Below are 21,365 nucleotides of genomic sequence, written 5' to 3' on the forward strand. Positions count from 1 at the left end.
CATCAGGCTCCGGTCAGATCGTAGGGACGGGCAAGCACGATGGCTTTGCCGCTTTTGAGGCGAAGGCGAATGTCACCCTCAGCCACGTTGGACATAGTGCGCGACGAGCCGAAGGCAAGCGCAAAATCGTTGAGAGGGTAGCGGGCATTCTCGATATCGAGGCCGAAAAGGGCTGTAAAACCGGCGACGGAAAACAGCGAGCCGCGCGGCAGATCGAGCGCGAGTTCACCTTCAAGCAACGGGAACGCCTCCTCGTTGCCGGAAGTCAGCATTACCTTGTAGCCGCGCTCCGCCAGCGCCACAGCGTAGAGAAGATGAAACTGCGCATGGTCGGATCGTTCGCCTGCAAGCGCGCCAACCAGCGTCAATCGTTTCGCACCCCGCGCCAAAGCCTCGGAAACGGCGATCTCGCCATCCGTCTCACCCTTGGCGGCGGGAAAAGGTTGCTGCGGCACGTCCGGCCATTCGTCGACAAGGGCTGCATTGGCGGAGTCGAAATCACCCACCCAAAGCTCAGGCTTCAGACCAAGTAGCTTGGCATGTTTCATGCCGCTGTCTGCGGCAATCACACGCGATCCTGCAACCGCCTTGTGCAGGCGATCCGTCACGACAATATCGCCGCCCAGCAGAATGGTGAAATGATCCGATGTCATGCCCTGCCTTATCGCGAAACATCACCTCAAGGAAAGGCGGAAACGCCCAGAAGGGCGGCGATATTGATTTTTCGGCCAGACAGGATTATGACAGCCGCCAGTGGTGATTTGCCGACCGGCTTGCAGCCACTTTAAAGAAGTCGCTAAAGGGTCGAGGAAACAGGCAATTTCCGAGGACCGGTCGCGATTTCGCTGCCGGTTTTTTTGTTTTTGGACGTGAGAGTTCGCAATGCCCATCAAAATCCCCGATACGCTGCCCGCCTTCGAAACCCTGGTGAATGAGGGTGTGCGGGTGATGACCGAGACCGTGGCGATCCGTCAGGATATCCGCCCGCTGCAGATCGGGCTCCTGAACCTCATGCCGAACAAGATCAAGACCGAAATCCAGATGGCCCGGCTCGTCGGCGCCTCGCCGCTGCAGGTGGAACTGTCGCTGGTGCGCATTGGCGGGCACCGCGCCAAGAACACGCCGGAAGAGCATCTGCTTTCCTTCTACGAGACCTGGGAAGAGGTGCGCCACCGCAAGTTCGACGGCTTCATCATCACCGGCGCACCGGGTGGAAACGCTGGCCTATGAGGACGTGACCTATTGGGACGAGATGAAGAAGATCTTCGACTGGACGGAGACCAACGTCCACTCGACGCTGAATGTCTGCTGGGGTGCGATGGCGGCAATCTACCACTTCCATGGCGTGCCGAAGCACGAATTGAAGGAGAAGGCCTTCGGCGTCTATCGCCACCGCAATCTCTGCCCCGCCTCCATCTATCTCAACGGCTTCTCCGACGATTTCCAGGTGCCGGTGTCCCGCTGGACGGAAGTGCGCCGCGCCGATATCGAGAAGCATCCCGATCTGGAAATCCTGATGGAATCCGAGGAAATGGGCGTGTGCCTGGTGCATGAGAAGCGCGGCAAGCGCCTCTACATGTTCAACCATGTGGAATATGATTCCACGTCGCTCGGAGACGAATATTTCCGCGACGTGAATTCCGGCGTGCCGATCAAGCTGCCGCATGACTACTTCCCGCATAACGACCCGGCGCTGACGCCGCTCAACCGGTGGCGTAGCCATGCCCATCTGTTCTTCGGCAACTGGATCAACGAGATCTACCAGACGACACCTTACGAACTCGCCGAGATCGGCAAGACGACCGGCTGATCAAGAGCCGTGACGAATTTGACATTGCGGCGTTGCGCCAGACGCTAAAATGACGCAACGTCCCGCACAAATCGCAAGCGATAGGGAGCATTCGGGATGAGCGAAGCAGGCGCACGGGAGAATTTCGGCTTTACGGCAACCGGCGAAAAGGTCGAGCGGGTAACGATTTCCGCTGGCGGCCTGACCGCCAAGGTGATGACCTGGGGCGCGGTCATCCAGGATTTGCGCCTTGAGGGTCATCAGCCGCCGCTGGTGCTCGGCTTCGATGGTTTTGACGACTACCCGAAATACTCCTCCTACTTCGGCGCGACGCCGGGCCGAAACGCCAACCGCATCGGCGGCGGTACATTCTCCATCGACGGCAAGGACTACCAACTCGAGCTCAACGAAAAGGGCATCAGCCATCTTCATGGCGGCAGCGACGGCACGGGCAAGCGCAACTGGCTGATCATGGAACATGGGCCAAGCCACGTCGTGCTGCAGATCATCGATCCGAACGGCCGCGCTGGCTATCCCGGCAATTGCACGATAACGGCAACTTACACGATCCGCGAAGGCGGCGTGCTTTCTGTCTTGTATGAGACGACGACCGACCTGCCGACCATCGCCAATGTCTGCCAGCACTCCTATTTCAATCTCGATGGTGCTGAAACCGCACTCGATCACCAGATTGAAATCGCGGCCGATCATTATCTGCCGACCGATGAGCGCCAGATTCCAACCGGCGAAATCCGCGTCGTTTCCGGAACGGTCTTCGACCTGCGTGAGCCGACGCCGATGAGCCGAAAGGACGACGAGGGCGAACAGGTGCTCTACGACCACAATTTCTGCCTCTCGGCAGAGCGTGTGGCCAAGCGCAAAGTCGCCCGCGTCCATGCGCCGGCCTCCGGCATTTCGCTCGAAGTTCACACCACCGAACCCGGCGTGCAGTTCTATTCCGGCTTCAAGCTGAACACCGCCGTCCCCGGTCATGACGGCCGCCACTACGGCCCCTTTGCCGGCTTCTGCCTGGAAACTCAGATCTGGCCGGACGCCGTCAACCACGAAGGCTTCCCCAAGGCCATCCTTCGCCCTGGCGAAACGCTGCGGCAAGAAACGGATTACATCTTTACCAAGGGGTGAGGTGGTTCAGTCCAGTACGCATCCAACATAAGCGCCGGAGCCTCTGGCCCGGCGCTCGATCAGCCCGGCCAGACGCTGCATACCGCGGCCGGGCTTGCTGGCATTGCGATCGATCGGGTTTGGCAAGGATACGGCGAGAAGCGCGGCCTGACGGGCTGTCAGCTTGGAAGCAGGCACCTTGAAATGGTACTGCGCCGCAGCCTCGATGCCATAGATGCCAGGACCCCATTCTGCGATATTGAGATAAATCTCCATCATCCGCTTCTTCGACCAGACGAAGTCGGAGAAAAGTGCAAGCGGAAGCTCCAGCCCTTTGCGGATGAGGGATCGGCCGTTCCAGAGAAAGAGATTCTTGGCGGTCTGCATCGGAATGGTGCTGGCCCCACGTGTGGCCTCACCTTCCAATGCGTCGTTGACGACATCCTGCATCTGGTTCCAGTCGACGCCATGGTGGAAACAGAATTGGCCGTCTTCCGACATCATGACCGACTGGATCAGGCGGGGCGAAATGTCTTCAAGCGGCACCCACTGCCGGTCATAGCCCTGGAACGTCACCAGATCGGCAAGCATCAGCGTTGAGACGGGGCGAATGAAGGGAAGCGCATAAACGGGGATCAGCAGATAGGGCAGGATCAGCAAAGCGAGCACGAACATGCCGACGCGTTTGGCAAGGTTCTTGATATCCACCTTCGGCCTGCTCTCCTCGTCGGGAAGCGCTTCGTACTCCCTCTCGCTTTCCGGCGTACTGCTCACATCCCGTCCCCGCTCGTTCAGATCAAGCCTTTCATATTCCGCTTGCACCATCAAGGCTACTCACGATGATGAAGTTCCATACCAAAGATCACTGATGATGATCCATGCGATGGCTTGGAAACGGTCATCCGGGTAGGAAAAACCGCAGAGCGATGTCTGTGCATCGGTCGAGGATTTCGACGCCCTCCGGTGGCCGATTTCCAGGCCAAGGCGTCGGCGGCGGTCGAATGGGTCATCATCAGTGATCTTTGGTATTATGGTTCAACAAAACATTTGCCAGCCCTTTTTACCCATGCCAAACAGCCGCGAGACGGAAGGAAGCGGTGCCATGACATTCGAAACCAGGCTGCGCGATAACGCGGCAAGCACGGAAAAACTGCTGGCAGAGCTTCTGACAAGCGCAGTCGGTGACGACGAGATCGCCCGACCCGCAAACCTGCTGGACGCCATGCGCCACGGCGTGCTGAACGGCGGCAAGCGCCTGCGGCCTTTCCTTGTCATCGAAACCGCGCGGCTTCTCGGTGGAAACGAAGCTGCCGCCCTGCGTGTGGGTGCCGCACTGGAGTGCCTTCACTGCTATTCGCTGGTGCATGACGATCTTCCCGCCATGGACGACGACGACCTGCGCCGCGGCCAGCCGACGGTGCACAAGAAGTTCGACGAGGCAACCGCGATCCTTGCGGGAGATAGCCTGCTGACACTCGCCTTCGATATCATCGCGGCTCCCGAAACACCGCTGACTGGCGACCAGAAGACGGCACTCGTGCTGGCACTTTCCCGCGCCGCCGGCATTGGCGGCATGGCAGGCGGTCAGGCGCTCGATCTGGCGGCGGAAAAACGGGCACCGGACGAGCAAGGTATCGTGACATTACAGGCAATGAAAACCGGCGCGCTTCTGCGCTTCGCCTGCGAGGCCGGTGCGATCATTGCCGGAAACGATGCCTCTCACCGCCAGACGCTGCGAAGCTTCGGAGAAAAGATCGGCCTCGCCTTCCAGCTTGCCGACGATCTCCTCGACTTGACCTCCGATGCCGCCACCATGGGCAAGGCAACCGGCAAGGATGCCGCCCGCGGCAAGGGCACGCTGGTGGCTCTGCGCGGTGAAGACTGGGCGCGGATGAAACTTCAGGAGCAGGTGCGCGATGCCGCAAACCTGCTTTCTCCCTATGGAGAGAAGGCAGATATTCTGGTACAGGCGGCCCGCTTCATTGCTGAGCGGAAGAGTTGAAAGCGCAAGCGCCTCTCACGCTTGCCCAACAACAAAAAGGGCCGCCGAAGCAGCCCTTTTCTAAAATCCGATAGGCGCGATTGCCTTTTAGTGCGTTTTAGCCGTTCTGCGTCAGCGGCGAGATCAGCACTTCCACGCGGCGGTTCTGGGCGCGGCCATCCGGCGTTGCGTTGGATGCCACCGGCTGCGATGGGCCGAAGCCCATGGTGGACATGCGGCGCTGATCGACACCCTGGCTTGCGAGATAATTGGCAACCGAGGCAGCGCGGCGCTGCGACAGGAGCTGGTTATGGTTCAGGCTGCCGGTGGAGTCGGTGTAGCCGTTGACGTCGATATAGGTCTTGTTGAACTTGTTCAGAACGATCGCGACCGAATTCAGCGTCGGGTAGAATGGCGGGATCACCTGATCCTGATCCGTCGCGAAGGTGATGTTGGACGGCATGTTGAGAACGATGCTGTCGCCACGACGGGTGACGGAGACGCCGGTGCCCTGCAACTGTTGGCGAAGCTCGGCTTCCTGATTGTCCATATAGCCGCCGATCGCACCGCCGGCCAGCGCGCCGATACCGGCACCGATCAGCGCGTTGCGGCCCTTATTGCCACCGCCGATCGCCAGACCGCCGACCGCACCGGCCAGCGCGCCAAGACCCGCACCGCCCGCCATATTGGAGACCTTCTGCTCACCCGTGTAGGGATCGGTCGTGGTGCAGGCGGAAAGGTAAGTTGCGGCAAGCGCAAGAACAGCAAACTTCTTGATCATTGGAAATCATTGCTCCGTGAGTTTCTGGAGGTAAAACACAGCGATTCGGGCATTTTCACGGTCGAGACTCACTCCGCCGCGTCCTTTTGGCCAAAACGTTTTTCGATATAGTCAGTAACCAGTGCCTCGAAGTCCGAGGCGATGTTCGGACCGCGCAAGGTCAGCGCCTTCTCGCCATCGATGAAGACGGGTGCCGCAGGGCTCTCGCCCGTTCCAGGCAGCGAAATACCGATATCGGCATGCTTGCTCTCGCCCGGACCATTGACGATGCAGCCCATGACGGCAACGTTCAGCGCTTCCACGCCCGGATATTTCTCGCGCCAGACCGGCATGTTCTTGCGAATATCGTTTTGAATGTTCTGCGCCAGCTCCTGGAAAACCGTCGACGTCGTGCGTCCACATCCCGGACATGCCGCGACCACCGGAATGAACTGGCGAAAGCCCATAACCTGTAGAAGCTCCTGCGCCACCTGCACTTCGCGGGTGCGGTCACCATTCGGCTCCGGTGTCAGCGATACGCGGATCGTATCACCGATGCCATGCTGGAGTACGTAGCCCATGGCAGCCGAAGAGGCGACAATGCCCTTCGAGCCCATGCCTGCCTCGGTGAGGCCGAGATGCAGCGCGTGGTTGGAGCGCTCCGACAGCATCGAATAGACCGCTATCAGGTCCTGCACCTGGCTGACCTTGGCGGACAGAATGATGCGGTTGCGCGGCAGGCCGATCTCTTCGGCTAGCTCGGCGGAAATCAGCGCCGATTGAACGATGGCTTCGCGCGTCACCTGGCGGGCGGACAGCGGAAAGCCCTCTTCCTTGTTCTTGTCCATCAGGCTGGTGAGCAGTTCCTGATCGAGCGATCCCCAGTTGACGCCGATGCGCACCGGCTTGTCGTAGCGGATCGCCATCTCGATGATATCGCCGAACTGCTTGTCCTTCTTGTCCTTGAAACCGACATTGCCGGGATTGATGCGGTACTTCGCCAAAGCCTCGGCACAAGCCGGATGATCGGCGAGCAGCTTATGGCCGATATAGTGAAAGTCACCGACAAGCGGCACATCCATGCCAAGCCGCAGCAGACGGTCGCGGATTTTCGGAACGGCAGCAGCGCTCTCATCGCGGTCCACGGTGATGCGGACGATTTCAGAACCGGCCCGATGGAGGGCTGCAACCTGCTGGACCGTCGCATCGATATCGGCCGTATCCGTATTGGTCATGGATTGCACGACGACCGGAGCACCGCCGCCGACGATAACGCCACCCACATCGACGGCAACGGAGGCGCGGCGTGGCTTGGGATCGTAGTCGGCGTGTGCGTTCATCATGGTCTCTGCAACTGCGGTAAGGGTCATCATTCAGGTGGATCAAGGCGGGCGCCTTGTCAACATCGAAGCAGTCAACTGGTAGTTTACTGCAATCGTGGCGAAATTCGAGCCTGTCTGCCAACTTACCAAAACGAAAGCGCTTCCATGGGCAATGGAAGCACTTTGATCAAACGGAGCACGCAAAGGTTGGGCTTTAATGCCCGCTTGCGCCATCGGCGTGGCGTGCAAGCCTGGAGAGCAGCAGCACGACCACGTGCAGAAGCGGAATGAACAGGAACACTGTCGCAAGGCCGGTATGTTCGGCAATGAAGCCGATCGCCGATGGCGCGACCAGAATGCCGGAATAGCCCATGGTGGTAACGACAGACAGACCGATCCCCGGTGCCAGCCCCGGCATGTTGCCGGCAGCGGAAAAGGCAATCGGCACCATGTTGGAAATGCCGATACCGGCGATGGCAAAGCCGATAATGGCGATGAAGGCGTCTCCGCCAGCGCCAGCGATCAGAAGACCGACGATCGACAAAGCCGAGCAGACTTGCAATGTGCGCACCGCCCCAAGGCGCTCGCGCACCAGGTCGCCGGCAAAGCGCATGACCGCCATGGTCAGCGAGAAGGCGGCGAAGGCAAAGCCCGAAACGGCAACGGATGCACCAAGCTCGTTGCGCAGATAAAGCGCACCCCAATCGAGAACTGCACCCTCCGGCACCATGGAGAACAGCGCCATCAGGCCGATGATCCAGGGCAGCGGCGTGAGCGGCAAACGACCCTTCGGCCGTTCTTCTTCAGGGTGTGGACGATCCACCATGACCCGCGGCCAGGCAATCGCAAGAAGTGCCGCAGCGATGATGGTAAGGGCAACCGCATGGCCATAAATGCCGATCTTGGTGATCAGCAGACCGCCGAGGCCCGCGCCGATCAGGCCGCCGAGGCTCCAGAAGGCGTGGCATGACGACATGATGGCGCGCCGCATACCGCGCTCGACCGCAACGGCATTGGCATTCATCGCCACATCCATCGCCCCCGTCAGACCGCCAAAGAGGAAGACGGTAATGACACCCGCCCAGACGGTGTTGGACAGGGTGATGAGGAGCAGCGTCGGCACGAAGATGGCAGCGCAGAACAGCACCACCGTGCGTGATCCGACACGCGCGATCTGCGAACCGGCCACCGGCATGCAGGCAAGAGAGCCGAGACCGAAGACGAGAATAACGAGGCCGAGTTCGCCTTCGCTCAAGGCAAGGCGCTTGGCAAATTCCGGGATCATCGGCGCCCAGGACCCCATCATGAAACCGTTCATCAGGAACAGCAGGGACACGCCAAACCGGGTTCTCGTCATATAGGGGGTGCGGACCGTGGAAGCGGTCATTGGGGAGCCGGTCATGCGGGCTGGTCCTTCGGTGAATACAGGTGGGAAGGGGTGCGGGCATCGAGCCCGGCAACATGAATATCGAGCTTTTGTCTCTGGAGATTGCGAACGAAAGCCTCTTCCGCGTCGCCTTCAAGAACAAGGGTCAGATCGGGGCTGAGCGGCGCCACAAGGAAGGCAGCCCCGGCACCCAGTTTCTCGCTGGTGATGGCGGCAAGTGTTCTCGCACTCGCCTTGCAGGCCAAGCGCTTGAAGATCGCATCCTGATAAATATCGGCAGACAGCCCGCCATCAGTCGTCATGCCGCAAACGCCGAGGATGCAGAGGTCAGGCCGCATCTCTTGCAGTTGCGAAATCGCCGTCGTGTCGATCGCGGCACCGACGGCGGGATCGATCCGTCCGCCGATCACGATCAATTCGAGATCGCTACGACCTGAGAGTTCGGCGGCGATAACAGGCGTATTGGTAATAACGGTGAGCTTCGCGCTCTCCGGCAGATGGCGAGCGATGGCAAGATTGGTGGAGCCAGCATCGAGAAAAACGGTTGTTCCCGATGCGATGCGGGCCGCTGCGGCTCGGCCGAGCGCATCTTTGCGGTCCTGCCTATCCGCCACGCGATGGCTGAGAGGAACGGTGTTGCCGCCGGAGATCAGCGCTCCTCCATAGACGCGCTCGCAAAGGCCACGCGCCGCCATATCCCGAAGGTCGCGCCGGATCGTGTCTTCCGAGACATCGAAAGCCTGAGCGAGATCCTGCGCAAGAACGCGGCCCTTGTTCTGAAGCTCGGTGAAGATGAGCGTCTGACGCTCGCTGACAAAGTGATCGATCTTGGACATTCGGCATCAACATGTGGAATCGTGCACAAACATGCATACATGCAGAAAGCCTTATCTACAAGCAGAAATGCCCGCACAGGGCGGGCATCCACTTAACGCTTCATGTCGGTTCGTTACTCTGCGTAAACGACCAGCAAATCCTTGGCGTCGATCTGGTCACTTGGCCGCACGAGCACTTCGGCAATTTTGCCATCCCGCTCGGCGTGGAGAGCGGTTTCCATCTTCATCGCTTCGATCGAGACCAGAACGTCGCCCGCCTTCACATCCTGTCCGGCATTGGCGAAGACGCGGGAGATGACGCCCGGCATCGGCGCGCCGACATGAGCGGCATTGCCCGGTTCTGCCTTGCGGCGGGCAGCCGAGCCGCTGGCACCATGGGCGCGGTTCGGCACCTTGATGCGGCGCGGCTGGCCGTTGATCTCGAAGAAGACGGTGACCATGCCCTTATCGTCGACGCCGGAAGATGCCTGGTTGACGATGACGAGCGTCTTGCCGCGTTCGATATCGGCAAACAGCTCTTCGCCATCTTCCATGCCGTAGAAGTAAGCATGCGTCGGCAGCACCGAGACAGGACCGTAGGTTTCAGAAGCGAGCGCAAAATCGGTGAAGACCTTCGGATACATCAGATAGGAGGCAAACTCGAAATCATCGACCGTACGCTCGAGCTTGGTCTCGATTGCCTTGCGCTCAGCGTCGAGATCGGCATCGTCCAGAAGCGAGCCGGGGCGAACCGTGTAAGGCTTCTCACCCTTCAAGGCTTTCTTCTGCAACGCTTCGGGCCAGCCGCCCGGCGATTGACCGAGATCGCCCTTCAGCATCGAGACAACCGAGTCCGGGAAGGAGACTTCCTTGTCCGGGTTTTCGACATCGGCCACCGTCAGATCCTGGCTGACCATCATCAGCGCCATGTCGCCGACGACCTTTGACGATGGCGTGACCTTGACGATATCGCCAAACATCTTGTTGGCATCGGCATAGGCCTGCGCCACTTCGTGCCAGCGGCTTTCGAGACCGAAGCGAACGGGCCTGTTCCTTGAGGTTGGTGAACTGGCCACCAGGCATTTCATGCAGATAGACTTCCGATGCCGGTCCCTTGAGGTCGCTTTCAAAGGCGACATACTGGTTGCGCACCGCCTCCCAATAGAAGGAGATGCGTCGGATCCACTCGGCATCGAGACCGGTGTCGCGTTCCGAACCGTCCAGAGCCTCGACGATGGAGCCAAGGCAGGGCTGCGACGTGGTGCCGGAGAAGGCGTCCATCGCCGCATCGACCGCATCCACGCCCGCATCCACTGCGGCCAGGACGGTCGCCGCGGCAATGCCGGAGGTATCATGCGTGTGGAAATGGATCGGCAGACTGGTTGCTTCACGCAGCGCCTTGAACAGAACCTTGGCGGCAGCGGGCTTCAGCAGCCCCGCCATGTCCTTGACGGCGATGATATGGGCGCCCGCCTTTTCCAGCTCGGCTGCAAGGCTGGTGTAATATTTGAGGTCGTATTTCGGACGCGCCGAATTCAGCAGATCGCCGGTATAGCAGATCGTCGCTTCGCAGAGCTTGTTCTCTTCAGCAATCGCATCCATCGACACGCGCATATTCTCGACCCAGTTGAGGCAGTCGAAGACGCGGAAGAGATCGACGCCGCCCTTTGCCGCCTGCCGGACGAAATATTTGACGACATTGTCGGGATAGTTCTTGTAGCCGACGCCATTCGCGCCACGCAGAAGCATCTGCAGAAGCAGGTTCGGCGCGCCTTCGCGAATCAGCGCCAGACGCTCCCATGGGTCTTCGGTGAGAAAGCGCATGGAGACGTCGAAGGTCGCACCACCCCAGCATTCGAGCGACAGAAGCTGCGGCAATGCCTTGGCGTAAACACTGGCCACACGGGCAATGTCATGGGTGCGCACGCGCGTTGCCAGAAGCGACTGATGACCATCGCGCATGGTGGTGTCGGTGACGAGAACGCGCTTCTCGTTGCGCATCCAGTCGGCAAAACCCTTTGGCCCCAGCCTGTCCAAAAGCTGCTTGGTTCCATCCGGCGTCGGCGCATCGATGTAGGGCACGACGGGCTTGACGGCCTTGTCGGAGGGCTTGGCGCGACCCTTTGTTTCCGGATGGCCGTTGATGGTCACATCGGCAAGATAGGTCAGAAGCTTGGTCGCACGGTCCTGACGCTTCACCTGGGCGAAAAGCTCAGGCGTCGAGTCGATGAAGCGCGTCGTGTAGGTGTTATTGCGGAAGCTCTCGTGACCGATAATGGCCTCGAGGAAGGTGAGGTTCGTCGCCACGCCGCGGATGCGGAACTCCCGCAGTGCGCGGTCCATACGGCTGATCGCCTCTTCCGGCTTCGGCGCCCATGCCGTGACCTTGACGAGCAGCGGATCGTAATAGCGGGTGATGACGGCGCCGCTATAGGAGGTGCCGCCATCCAGACGAATGCCGAAGCCGGACGCGGAGCGATAGGCGGTGATACGACCGTAATCGGGAATGAAGTTGTGCTCGGGATCTTCCGTGGTGATGCGGCACTGAAGCGCATGGCCGTTGAGACGGATATCCTTCTGTTCGGGAACGCCGGATTCCGGCGTGCCGATGGCAGCGCCCTCAAGGATGTGGATCTGCGCCTTGACGATATCGATGCCGGTGACGACTTCGGTCACCGTGTGCTCCACCTGAATGCGCGGATTGACCTCGATGAAGTAGAATTTGCCGGTATCGGCATCCATCAGATATTCGACCGTGCCGGCACCGACGTAATTGGTCGCGGCTGCGATCTTCAGCGAGTAACTAGCAAGCTCCTGGCGCTGCGCTTCGGAAAGATAGGGCGCTGGCGCGCGCTCGACCACCTTCTGGTTACGCCGCTGGATGGAGCAGTCGCGCTCGAAGAGATGAACGACATTGCCGTGGGTATCGCCAAGGATCTGGCTTTCCACGTGGCGCGCGCGTTCCACCAGCTTTTCGAGATAGACTTCGTCCTTGCCGAAGGCGGCCTTGGCTTCGCGCTTGGCCTCGGTGACTTCCCGCGCCAGATCTTCCTTCTTGCGGATGGCGCGCATACCGCGACCGCCACCGCCCCAGGAGGCCTTCAGCATGACCGGATAGCCGATCTCTTCAGCCATGCGCTCCACTGCGGCAAGATCATCCGGCAGTGGTTCTGTTGCCGGAACAACCGGCACGCCAACCGAAATTGCCAGATTGCGCGCGGCCACCTTGTTGCCGAGCTGACGCATGGTTGCCGGGCGCGGGCCGATGAAGGTGATGCCCGCCGCATCGCAGGCATCGACGAATTCGGGGCTTTCCGACAGAAGGCCGTAGCCTGGATGGATGGCGTCGGCGCCGGAGAGCTTGGCAACGCGGATCACTTCCTCGATCGACAGATAGCTCTCGATCGGACCCATATCCTTGGCAAGATGCGGGCCGCGTCCCACCTGATAGCTTTCATCCGCCTTGAAGCGGTGAAGCGAGAGCTTGTCCTCTTCGGCCCAGATGGCGACCGTTTTTATACCGAGCTCGTTGGCGGCACGAAATACGCGGATTGCGATCTCCGAACGATTGGCAACGAGAATTTTCGATATCTTCAAAACGGCCTCCCAAGAACCTAGACGAGCAATCCATCATGCTGCACCGCGAAATTAAGCAGCAAAATTAGATGTTGGAAAGGGCGATTTTCGTGATCTCCGTTCGCGAGGCGCGTCTCAATGCGTCAGCCGATCAAGCCATAGCGAAACGCAAGCGCCACGACGTGCTGACGATTGCGCGCGCCGAGCTTGCGTTGAATGCCGCTGAGGTACCAATCGGCGGTGTGGCAAGAGATGGAAAGTGCCTTGCCGATCTCGGGCGACGTGTTGCCGAGTGCCAGGAGGACCAGCACATCCCGCTCCCGGCGCGTCAATTGCGCCACCGACATGTCGGGAAGGGCCAGCAGATCTTCAGAATGGCCGGTAAAGTCTGCAACACGCCAGAAGGTCGCGCGCATGACGGCATCGAAGATCGCCAGTTCGGTTTCAGTCAGATGGCAGCCGAGGCCGCCGATGAAGATGCCACCGAGCATCCCGTTGCGCCCATGGATCGGAAAAGCATAGCCTTCTCGTATTCCATGACGAGCCGCATCCTGAAAAAGTTTCGCTGCACGTTTACGATGCGTCGCCTGAGAAAGAAGGCAGGCCGAATCCCGCCACCTGATGGGCTTTTGCAGCAGGCAAAGCGACCGCTCGATGGGATCGACCTCACTGTATTTCTTCGCATCGTAAACGGCGGACCAGCCTTCCGGCTGCTGCTCGGCCAGCACGACATCCTTGACCGCCAGACGCCGAACGGCGCGGCGAAAAATGCGATAATAGTCAAAGCCATAATGGCTGATAACGCGCTGAAAAAAAGATAGAAATTCATCCAGGCCCGAGGGCTCTGCATGGGTATCCATGAACGTAAATAGCGTCTGCATCTCAAAATGGATCCTGGCAGTGAAAAAGACCGTGAACCTTGCAGGAGGCACCCTCTCCGCGCCCTCGATCAGCCAGGTTCAAACGCGGCGACTTTGTAATCAAGAAACTTATCATGCATTGAAACTTTTCCGCGAAACGGAGTGATTTGACAATCCATAATGTTCAGATTCGATAAACTGCGATTTTTTTTGACTGACGCTTGAAAAGCCCCCGCGTTAAGCGCCCATTCATGTAGAAAGAGCGATAAAACAACTGCTTGCATAGCCCGCAATCGCCCTTGTCGCTGAAGTCGAGGGTTTCGCCCTCCAGGGGCAGGACTGACATGAAGACGGGATTTGGAAATTGACACTGTTTCAAGTTTACACGCGCGCCCTGCGCTACCTTGCAACCAACAAGTGGCGGGTCACGATCGTCGTTGTTGCAAACGTTATTCTTGCGGCAATCACCATCGCTGAGCCGGTTTTGTTCGGCAAGATCATCGATGCGCTGTCGACAGGGTCCGTTCCGACCAACATCCTCATTCTCTGGGGCGCCTTCGGCCTGTTCAACACGGTCGCTTACGTCGCCGTGGCGCGTGAGGCGGACAGGCTTGCCCATGGGCGCCGCGCCTCGCTTCTGACGGAAGCCTTCGGCCGCATCATTTCCATGCCGCTCTCCTGGCATCATCAGCGCGGCACCTCCAACGCGCTGCATACGCTGCTGCGCGCCAGCGAGACGCTGTTCGGCCTCTGGCTCGAATTCATGCGCACGCATCTGGCAACCTTCGTTGCCGTGGCGCTGCTGATCCCGACTGCCTTTTCGATGGATATTCGCCTCAGCTTCGTGCTGGTTGGCCTGGGTATATTCTATTGGTTCATCGGCAAGTGGGTGATGAACCGCACGAAGGAAGGCCAGGCCTCCGTCGAAGAGCATTACCACACCGTCTTCGCCCATGTGAGCGACTCCATCAGCAACGTCTCGGTGCTGCACAGCTACAACCGCATCGAAGCGGAAACCAAGGCCCTGAAGTCCTTCACCGAGCGCCTATTGAGCGCCCAGTATCCGGTGCTGGACTGGTGGGCTTTCGCCAGTGCGCTGAACCGCACGGCCTCGACGCTGTCGATGATGATCATCCTCATCATCGGTACGATCCTGGTGAAGAACGGCGAGCTTCGCGTTGGTGACGTCATTGCCTTTATCGGCTTTGCCAACCTGCTGATCGGCCGCCTCGACCAGATGCGCGCCTTTGTGAGCCAGATTTTCGAAGCCCGTGCCAAGCTCGAGGACTTCTTCAAGCTGGAAGATTCCGTGCAGGAACGTGAAGAACCGAATTCGGCTGGCGAACTCGGTCATGTCGAAGGCACGGTCGAATTCCGCAACGTCAATTTCGGCTTCGCCAACACCAAGCAGGGTGTACATGACGTCTCCTTCGTCGCCAATGCTGGCGAGACGGTCGCCATCGTCGGCCCGACAGGTGCGGGCAAGACGACGCTCATCAACCTGTTGCAGCGCGTCTATGACCCAAGCTCCGGCCAGATTCTTGTCGATGGCATCGATATCTCGACGGTCACGCGCCAGTCGCTCAGAAGCTCGATTGCAACCGTGTTCCAGGATGCGGGCCTTTTGAACCGCTCGATCCGTGACAACATCCGTCTTGGCCGCGATTCGGCAACTGACGACGAAATCGTTCAGGCGGCGACCGCAGCAGCGGCGACCGACTTCATCGACAGCAGGCTGAACGGCTATATGACGCAGGTGGGTGAGCGCGGCAACCGCCTCTCCGGTGGTGAGCGCCAGCGTATCGCCATTGCCCGTGCGGTCCTGAAGAATGCGCCGATCCTCGTTCTCGATGAAGCGACGAGTGCGCTCGACGTGGAAACCGAAGCGCGCGTCAAGGATGCGGTGGATGCGTTGCGCAAGGACCGCACCACCTTCATCATCGCCCACCGTCTGTCGACGGTCCGCGACGCCGATCTGGTGCTGTTCATGGACAATGGCCGGATCGTCGAGAAGGGCACCTTCGATGAACTCAGCATGCGCGGTGGCCGCTTCACCTCGCTTCTCAGAGCCAGCGGCCTTGTCAATGATGACGAAAAAACGGGGTGTCACGTCGCTCAACATGCCGCAGCGACAAATGAACCACGCATAAGACAAAAAGACGTCCTGATATAAGACTGACCTCCGCCGCCCAGCGCTGCGGGGGTTTTTCTTTGCGCCAATCCTTCGACTGGAAACAAAAAAGCTCCGGCACGAACCGGAGCTTAGATAGGCGCATGCTCGGTGCGGGCAGTGTCGGCCCGACCAGGCGTTTAGTAGTTGTCGTCCTCGTCTTCATCCTTACGCGTCGACTTGAGCGAGGAGAGCTTGGCGAAAACGGCGTTGGCGTCGATTTCCTTCTCTTCTTCGCGCTCATAGCTGAAGTCGAGCTTTTCGGTGGTGCTGGCTGGCTGCAGCGTCGCGTCCAGCTCTTCCTGGGTCGGAAGCGGACGACCGCGCGATGCGCGTTCGACTTCGAGGTCGAGATCGATCTGGCTGCAGAGGCCCAGCGTGACCGGGTCCATCGGTGTCAGGTTGGCCGCATTCCAGTGGGTGCGATCGCGGATCTGCTCGATGGTCGACTTGGTGGTGCCGACGAGACGCGAAATCTGCGCGTCCTTCAGTTCCGGATGGTTGCGAACCAGCCACAGAATAGCGTTCGGACGGTCCTGACGCTTGGAGACGGGCGTGTAACGCGGGCCGCGACGCTTGGATTCGGGAACGCGAACCTTCGGTTCGGAGAGCTTCAGCTTGTGGTTCGGATTGGCTTCCGCGCGCTGGATTTCGTCGCGGGAAAGCTGGCCGGTTGCGATCGGATCGAGACCTTTGATGCCCTGCGCTGCTTCACCATCGGCGATCGCCTTGACTTCAAGCGGATGAAGCTTGCAGAACGTGGCGATCTGATCGAACGACAGCGCCGTGTTGTCAACCAGCCAGACGGCAGTCGCTTTCGGCATGAGCAGTGTTTGAGCCATAGATACAATCCTTCTGAGCGTCCGCGCCGGTGTCGCGGGCGTGGGATAAAACCACTGATTTCCGGAAATATGACGGCTCTATAACCGGATTGCATCAGAATTGCAATTGTTCGAGAAACAAATGACCTTTGTCTAATTGCCGGATGTCACCAACCTGTTATGAATTGGACACATGACTGGAGGACTGGAGTCTCCAGACTTAAAAGACAATCTGCATGAGGAGGAGTTCATGTCTGCGAAGATCTACCCGGTTCTCAAATCGGCCAAAACCGGCACGCTGATCGACAATGACCGCTATCTGAAATGGTATCAGGACAGCGTGGAAGATCCGGAGAAATTCTGGGGCAAGCACGGCAAGCGGATCGACTGGTTCAAGCCTTATACCAAGGTCAAGAACACCTCCTTCAAAGGCAAGGTGCCGATCAAATGGTTTGAGGACGGCCTGACCAACGTCTCCTACAACTGTATTGACCGCCACCTGAAGACGCATGGCGAACGCACCGCGATCATCTGGGAAGGTGACAATCCCTATATCGACAAAAAGATCACATACAACCAACTCTATGACGCCGTCTGCCGGCTCGCCAATGTGCTGAAGAAGCACGGCGTCAAGAAAGGCGACCGCGTCACGATCTACATGCCGATGATCCCGGAAGCGGCCTATGCGATGCTCGCTTGCGCCCGCATCGGTGCCATCCACTCGGTCGTCTTCGGCGGCTTCTCGCCGGAAGCGCTGGCGGGGCGCATCGTCGATTGCCAGTCCACCTTCGTCATCACCTGCGATGAAGGCGTGCGCGGCGGCAAACCCATTCCGCTCAAGGAAAACACCGACAAGGCGATCCATATCGCTGCGCGCCAGCATGTCATCGTCAACAAGGTTCTGGTCGTGCGCCGCACCGGCGGCAAGACCAACTGGGCGCCCGGTCGCGACCTCTGGTACCACCAGGAAACTACAAGCGTGAAGCCGCATTGCGAGCCGGTGAAGATGAAGGCGGAAGACCCGCTTTTCATTCTCTACACCTCAGGCTCCACCGGCAAACCAAAGGGCGTGCTGCACACCACCGGCGGCTATCTCGTCTATGTGTCGATGACGCATGAATATGTCTTCGACTACAAGGACGGTGATATCTACTGGTGCACGGCCGATGTCGGCTGGGTGACCGGCCACTCCTACATCGTCTACGGCCCGCTCGCCAATTGCGCCACGACGCTGATGTTCGAAGGCGTGCCGAATTTCCCCGACCAGGGGCGTTTCTGGGAAGTCATCGACAAGCACAAGGTCAATATCTTCTACACCGCGCCAACGGCACTCCGCTCGCTGATGGGTGCTGGCGACGACTTCGTCAAACGGTCCGAGCGCTCCAGTATCCGCCTGCTCGGCACGGTCGGCGAGCCAATCAATCCGGAAGCCTGGGAATGGTATTATCATGTGGTCGGCGAGGACAAGAGCCCGATCGTCGATACCTGGTGGCAGACGGAAACGGGCGGCATTCTGATTTCGCCCCTCCCCGGCGCAACCGATCTGAAGCCGGGTTCGGCCACCCGTCCCTTCTTCGGCGTCCAGCCGCAATTGGTCGATGCCGAGGGCAAGGTGCTGGAAGGGGCAGCCGACGGCAATCTTTGCATCATCGATAGCTGGCCAGGCCAGGCGCGCACCGTCTACGGCGATCACCAGCGCTTCATCGAGACCTACTTCTCTACCTATAAGGGGAAGTACTTCACCGGCGACGGCTGCCGGCGCGACGAGGACGGCTATTACTGGATCACCGGCCGCGTCGATGACGTGTTGAACGTCTCCGGCCACCGCCTCGGCACCGCAGAAGTGGAATCGGCTCTTGTCTCCCACAGCGCCGTGTCAGAAGCAGCCGTGGTTGGCTACCCGCACCATATCAAGGGACAGGGCATCTACTGCTACGTGACGCTGATGAAGGGCAAGACCGGCGACGAAGCACTACGCGCCGAACTCATCAAGCATGTGCGCGATGAGATTGGTCCAGTGGCGACGCCGGATAAGATCCAGTTCGCACCCGGCCTGCCAAAAACCCGATCGGGCAAGATCATGCGCCGTATCCTGCGCAAGATCGCCGAAGACGATTTTGGCGCGCTGGGGGATACCTCCACACTTGCCGATCCCGCGGTCGTCGACGACCTGATCGAGAACCGCCAGAACAAGCCTGTGGCGGCGTAAGGTCTTTATCGACCCATACGCCTGACAAAAAGACAAACGCCCGGCGACGATCTGTCACCGGGCGTTTTTCATCTGAGCCTCTACGTCGCGCAGTCTGTTCAAGAATTGCCGCTGGCCTGCCGAAAATGGTAATTTCGAGAACCGGAGCGCAGCGTACTTGAGTACGTGAGCACCGGAAGCGCAGAAATTGCCATTTGCAGGCGGCCAGCGGCAATTATGGGATACACTGTTACTGGGCGCGAACTTCCTTGAGCTTGGCCTGAATGCCGTCAACCACGTCGGCACCGATCTGAGCCTTGTGCTTTTCATAGACGACCGCGGACTTCTCGCGAATACGAGCCTGCTCTTCAGGAGACAGGACGTTCACCTTAAGGCCCGCTTCCTTGATCTTGTCGAGCGACTTCTGGTTTAACGCGCGGATAACCTTGCGCTCTTCGTCACGACCGACGATCGCGCATTCGCGAAGGGCGGTCTGCTCTTCGGGGGTGTAGCTGTCGAAGATCGGCTTGGAGAAGAGGAAGAGGAACGGCGTGTAAGCGTGGTTCGTTTCGGTGACGAATTTCTGCACCTCATAGAACTTCGAGGTGTCGATGGTCACATAGGGGTTTTCCTGTGCGTCGATCGCATTGGTTTCAAGCGCCGAGAACACTTCACCAAACGCCATCGGCGTTGCATTGGCGCCGAGGTTCTGGAAGGTGTCGAGGAAGATGTTGTTCTGCATCACGCGGACCTTGAGGCCGGAGAAGTCTTCCCACTTGTCGACCGCGCGCTTGGAGTTGGAGAGATTGCGGAAGCCGTTTTCCCAATAAGCCAGGTTGACGAGGCCCTGCTCTTCCAGCTTCTTGTTCATCATGTCGCCGAACTCGCCGTCGAGAACGGCATCGACTTCCTTCGTGTTGGAGAACAGGAAGGGCAGATCGAACACGCCAAGCGCCGGGATAAGGCCGACGAGTGGCGAGGACGAGGTGACGACCGCTTCCTGAACGCCCGAACGCAGCGCCTGAGTTGCCTGCAAGTCACCGCCAAGCGCGCCGCCCCAGAATGCGGTCATTTTCAGCTTGCCACCGGTTTTCTCGTCCAGGCAGGCCTGCATGGCCTTGATGCCGTTGCCGACGGGGTGATCCTGGTTGATACCGTTCGACACGCGGATCATGCGGCTGTTGTATTCGGCAAAAGCAGGTGCGGAAGCACCGGCGGTGAAGGCAATGGCCGTTGTGAGCAGAAGTAGCTTTCTCATGTTTTCCTCCCTTGGAAACAAACCGAGTCGTTCGGTCAACGCAGATATTGCAGTGGCACCATGACGATCTGCGGGAAGAGCACCAGCAGAGCCAGGACGATGGTTTCGGCGACCAGGAACGGCCAGACGCCGACCGTAACCTTGCCGAGCGGAATGCGCCCGACACCCGAAACCACATTGAGGACAACACCGACTGGCGGCGTAATGAGGCCGATGGCATTGTTGATGATGAAGAGCACGCCGAAATAGACCGGATCGATGCCCGCCTGCTTGATGATCGGCATCAGCACAGGGGTCAGGATCAGGATGGTGGGCGTGAGATCGAGTGCTGTGCCGACGATGAAGACAAGCACCATGATCACGGCCATGAGCAGCATCGGACGGTCGATCAGCGGTTCGATATAGCCGGCAACCTCCGCCGGAATATTCGCGGCGGTAATCAGCCAGGCCGAAACGAGTGCCGCGGCAACCAGGAACATGATGATCGAGGTGCTCTTGGCAGCACGCAACAGCACATGGATGAGATCGGCGGGCTTCAATTCGCGGTAGATGACCATGCCGACAAAGAGCGCGTAGACGGCTGCAACGACCGCCGCTTCCGTCGGCGTCATGATACCGGCCTTGATGCCGCCGAGAATGATAACCGGCATGCCAAGCGCCCATCGCGGCACGTCCCGTTGCCACGAGACGTTCCTTCGCTGTCGTCTTCGGCAGCGGCTGGACATTGTCCTTGCGCACGACGATTAGCCACGCGACGATCAGCGAGATGCCCATCAGGACGCCGGGCACGATACCGGCGAGAAAGAGCTGGGTGATCGACACGTTCGCCGCGACACCGAAGACGATGAAGGCCATGGACGGCGGGATGACGGGAGCGATGATACCACCGGCCGCGATCAGACCACCGGAACGCGGAATATTATAACCGGCCTTCGCCATCATCGGGATCAGGATCGCGGCGAGTGCCGCGGTATCCGCCGCAGCAGAACCGGAGATCGATGCCATGATGATGGCGGCCACGATCGCAACGATGCCGAGACCGCCGCGAATATGGCCGACCAGCGCGATGGCGAAGTCGATGATACGGCGCGACAGGCCGCCGGAATTCATCAATTCACCGGCCAGGATGAAGAAAGGGATGGCGAGCAGCGTGAAGGTATCGGCACCCGGAAATCATGTTCTGGGCGATAATCGCCGTATTGAACATGCCCATGTACCACATCAGCACGACGCCGCAGAACATCAGCGAGAAGGCAACGGGAACGCCGATTGCCATGGCGCCGAGGAGCGAGCCGACAAAAACGAGAAGTGTCATG

Annotated in this window: 13 protein-coding genes, 3 pseudogenes and 1 riboswitch; of the genes and pseudogenes, 5 read left to right on the forward strand and 11 right to left on the reverse strand. The window is 59.4% G+C overall.

Translation table 11 applies throughout. From position 1 onward, the window contains the following. Window positions 1-2: 2 nt before the first annotated feature. Window positions 3-653, reverse strand: a complete 651-nt coding sequence (locus tag QE408_RS22045; protein ID WP_306934592.1) for a thiamine diphosphokinase — start codon at window positions 651-653, stop codon at window positions 3-5. A 90-nt stretch (window positions 654-743) separates the two neighbouring features. After that, a riboswitch (SAM riboswitch) is annotated at window positions 744-820 on the forward strand. A 62-nt stretch (window positions 821-882) separates the two neighbouring features. Here QE408_RS22045 and metA point away from each other — a divergent pair. Both metA and QE408_RS22055 read left to right on the forward strand, forming a co-directional pair. Next, window positions 883-1,810: pseudogene (gene metA, locus QE408_RS22050) on the forward strand (homoserine O-acetyltransferase MetA). 96 nt (window positions 1,811-1,906) lie between these two features. Beyond that, window positions 1,907-2,932, forward strand: a complete 1,026-nt coding sequence (locus QE408_RS22055; protein WP_306934593.1) for an aldose epimerase family protein — start codon at window positions 1,907-1,909, stop codon at window positions 2,930-2,932. A gap of 6 nt (window positions 2,933-2,938) precedes the next feature. On the opposite strand, the gene mtgA is transcribed toward QE408_RS22055, so the two are convergent. Further along, the gene (gene mtgA, locus QE408_RS22060; RefSeq protein ID WP_306934927.1) at window positions 2,939-3,586 is read right to left on the reverse strand and encodes a monofunctional biosynthetic peptidoglycan transglycosylase; all 648 of its coding nucleotides are present in this window, start codon (window positions 3,584-3,586) and stop codon (window positions 2,939-2,941) included. A 427-nt stretch (window positions 3,587-4,013) separates the two neighbouring features. Here mtgA and QE408_RS22065 point away from each other — a divergent pair, with 427 nt between their 5' ends. Next, window positions 4,014-4,913 carry a polyprenyl synthetase family protein gene (locus QE408_RS22065; RefSeq protein WP_306934594.1) on the forward strand — a complete coding sequence of 300 codons (900 nt, stop codon included), beginning with the start codon at window positions 4,014-4,016 and terminating at the stop codon, window positions 4,911-4,913. Window positions 4,914-5,010: 97 nt separating this feature from the next. Here the strand turns inward: QE408_RS22065 and QE408_RS22070 are convergent, their stop codons facing one another. The 6 genes and pseudogenes from QE408_RS22070 to QE408_RS22095 form a co-directional block, all read right to left on the reverse strand. Continuing rightward, a complete protein-coding gene (locus QE408_RS22070) occupies window positions 5,011-5,673 on the reverse strand; it encodes an OmpA family protein (RefSeq protein WP_306934595.1) in 663 nt (220 codons plus the stop codon). A 68-nt stretch (window positions 5,674-5,741) separates the two neighbouring features. Beyond that, on the reverse strand, window positions 5,742-6,992 hold the full coding sequence (ispG, locus tag QE408_RS22075) for a flavodoxin-dependent (E)-4-hydroxy-3-methylbut-2-enyl-diphosphate synthase (RefSeq protein ID WP_306934929.1): 1,251 nt from the start codon (window positions 6,990-6,992) through the stop codon (window positions 5,742-5,744). A 196-nt stretch (window positions 6,993-7,188) separates the two neighbouring features. Further along, complete coding sequence (locus QE408_RS22080; protein WP_306934596.1) at window positions 7,189-8,376, reverse strand: MFS transporter; 1,188 nt, start codon at window positions 8,374-8,376, stop codon at window positions 7,189-7,191. Further along, window positions 8,373-9,197 carry a DeoR/GlpR family DNA-binding transcription regulator gene (locus tag QE408_RS22085; RefSeq protein WP_306934597.1) on the reverse strand — a complete coding sequence of 275 codons (825 nt, stop codon included), beginning with the start codon at window positions 9,195-9,197 and terminating at the stop codon, window positions 8,373-8,375. The genes QE408_RS22080 and QE408_RS22085 overlap by 4 nt, the downstream gene beginning before the upstream one ends. Before the next feature lie 113 nt (window positions 9,198-9,310). Further along, a pseudogene (gene pyc / locus QE408_RS22090) lies at window positions 9,311-12,773 on the reverse strand (pyruvate carboxylase). Between the two features lie 122 nt (window positions 12,774-12,895). Continuing rightward, window positions 12,896-13,633 (reverse strand): helix-turn-helix transcriptional regulator, encoded by a 738-nt coding sequence (locus tag QE408_RS22095; protein WP_306934598.1) that lies wholly within the window; start codon window positions 13,631-13,633, stop codon window positions 12,896-12,898. Window positions 13,634-13,976: 343 nt separating this feature from the next. Between QE408_RS22095 and QE408_RS22100 the strand changes: the two genes are divergently transcribed. After that, window positions 13,977-15,785: a glucan ABC transporter ATP-binding protein/ permease gene (locus QE408_RS22100; RefSeq protein WP_306934599.1), complete on the forward strand. Its 1,809-nt coding sequence runs from the start codon at window positions 13,977-13,979 to the stop codon at window positions 15,783-15,785. Between the two features lie 137 nt (window positions 15,786-15,922). Here QE408_RS22100 and QE408_RS22105 read toward each other — a convergent pair whose 3' ends face one another. Next, a complete protein-coding gene (locus QE408_RS22105; protein ID WP_306934600.1) occupies window positions 15,923-16,624 on the reverse strand; it encodes a DUF1013 domain-containing protein in 702 nt (233 codons plus the stop codon). Between the two features lie 229 nt (window positions 16,625-16,853). Between QE408_RS22105 and acs the strand changes: the two genes are divergently transcribed. Then, window positions 16,854-18,812 (forward strand): acetate--CoA ligase, encoded by a 1,959-nt coding sequence (acs, locus tag QE408_RS22110; protein WP_306934601.1) that lies wholly within the window; start codon window positions 16,854-16,856, stop codon window positions 18,810-18,812. A 229-nt stretch (window positions 18,813-19,041) separates the two neighbouring features. Here the strand turns inward: acs and QE408_RS22115 are convergent, their stop codons facing one another. Both QE408_RS22115 and QE408_RS22120 read right to left on the reverse strand, forming a co-directional pair. Beyond that, complete coding sequence (locus QE408_RS22115) at window positions 19,042-20,049, reverse strand: TRAP transporter substrate-binding protein (protein ID WP_306934602.1); 1,008 nt, start codon at window positions 20,047-20,049, stop codon at window positions 19,042-19,044. A 35-nt stretch (window positions 20,050-20,084) separates the two neighbouring features. Next, a pseudogene (locus QE408_RS22120) lies at window positions 20,085-21,364 on the reverse strand (TRAP transporter large permease). Between the last annotated feature and the right edge of the window lies 1 nt (window position 21,365).

It is taken from the genome of Agrobacterium larrymoorei (assembly GCF_030819275.1).
Classification (GTDB): domain Bacteria; phylum Pseudomonadota; class Alphaproteobacteria; order Rhizobiales; family Rhizobiaceae; genus Agrobacterium; species Agrobacterium larrymoorei_B.